2 protein-coding genes are annotated in these 1,573 nt (G+C 42.7%); one reads left to right on the top strand and one right to left on the bottom strand.

From position 1 onward, the window contains the following. Positions 1–46: 46 nt before the first annotated feature. Complete coding sequence (locus A3766_RS22645) at positions 47–418, bottom strand: hypothetical protein (RefSeq protein WP_068643011.1); 372 nt, start codon at positions 416–418, stop codon at positions 47–49. A 218-nt stretch (positions 419–636) separates the two neighbouring features. Here A3766_RS22645 and A3766_RS22640 point away from each other — a divergent pair. Further along, positions 637–1,573: 7TM-DISM domain-containing protein (locus tag A3766_RS22640; protein WP_197479689.1), on the top strand; the 937-nt coding region annotated here is incomplete at its 3' end.

The following is a 1,573-nucleotide window of genomic DNA, read 5'->3' as shown; positions in this document are numbered from 1 at the left end:
TTCCTCATTAGAATGAGACAAGAGTTAAAGTCTCGACAACATAAGATCAACGAACAAAGAGAACAGTTACTGCACTAATGGTTAACGGGAAGAGTAAAAGTGACACAAAAGGGTTGGCGGAGCCGCCGGTTACATGAAACAGAAGGCTCATGAATAGTACATCTGACACTAATTGAAGTCGGACATAGTTTTCGGTAATGATACGGGCGCTTTTAAGCTGAGCGAAGGTGAACATGGCTGAAAAAGCAAATAGGCTTAAAATAAACTCCGCCAGGATGAAGTTAAATTTTAAGTTCAGATATAGATGGTCAACGAGTAAAAAAAGTTGAGCCAGTCCCCACAAGGCCAGGCGAGCGCTAGCTATCAGGCGAACGTTTTCGCGCAGTGGTGTTTTGCTTCCTTTAGAGGAAAAAATCATAGTCGTCGTTTACTGAAAAACTGGATTGAATTTGCTAATTATTAGAACAAGCTCTTAGAAAACATGCCAGACGTTTTCATGAAAGTTTTTAAGCCTTGTCTATACTTAGCTAAGTACTCATCACAGAAAAAGACAATTACCCCTTGAAACAATTACAAATAAAAAATGGACTTTGGATCTTTCTAGCGCTGTGTGTCTGCCTGTATTCCGTGTCGGCTATGGCGGAGGAGCATTACACCAATGGCATACCATTGTCTGGAGACCATCTTGAGTTCTTTGTCGATCCGACACATGGCTTGACGATAGATGATGTGCATGGCTACAACCTCTGGGACTGGCGCTCGAACGAGCAGGAAGTGCCATCATTTGGTTTTTCGCATGATACCTACTGGTTCCGCTTTGTGGTGCCAGGGAATGACCACGCCTGGTTGTTGGAAATCAATTATGCTTTGCTAGATGAAATCGAGTTTTATCGGGTTAAAGGAGGTGAAGTCGTTGAATTTGTCCGTACAGGTGATCACTTTGTTTTCTCTGAGCGTCCTATTCAACATCGAGCATTTCTATTTCCAATCGATGGCGCTGATGAAGCACAGCATGTTTACTTGAAAGTTCGCTCTTCAAGTTCCATTCAGTTGCCTGCTACGCTTTGGCCAGAGAAAAGCTATTTTGAGGCTGACCAATATCGCTTTGCCGAGCACGGTTTGTACTATGGCATCGTTCTGGTGATGGCTTTGTATAACTTCTTTCTTTTTTTGCGACTTAGAGATAGTGCTTACCTGTTCTACGTTTTGTACGTGATTACCTTTGCTGTAGCCCAGATGTCCCTGACGGGCTTTGCTTACCAATTTATCTGGCCAAACTTTCCGGTATGGAATGAGCAGAGTATGGCGGTAATAACGCCCTTAATCGTGACATCGGGGATGGTATTTGTATCGAACTTCCTTAAATTGCAGAATAATCACCCGTACTTGAATCGTATTGTCTATTTGCAGGCTTGGCTTGGAATCGTGTTGGCTTTCTTGAGCACGCTCTTACCTTATGCAGTCATGATTCCTTATGGTGCGGCTTTGGCGATCGTTACTTGTTCGTCTATTTTATTTATTAGTTACTATGTCACGATCAAATCGAGACAAAAATATGCGACGTACTTTTCGG

The organism is Oleiphilus sp. HI0132, from assembly GCF_001635845.1.
This window is presented reverse-complemented; position numbering and strand designations above follow the sequence as displayed.

Coding starts and splice junctions, on each gene's coding strand:
- A3766_RS22645 (WP_068643011.1), bottom strand. CDS start 418: ATGATTTTTTCCTCTAAAGGAAGCAAAACACCACTGCGCGAAAACGTT.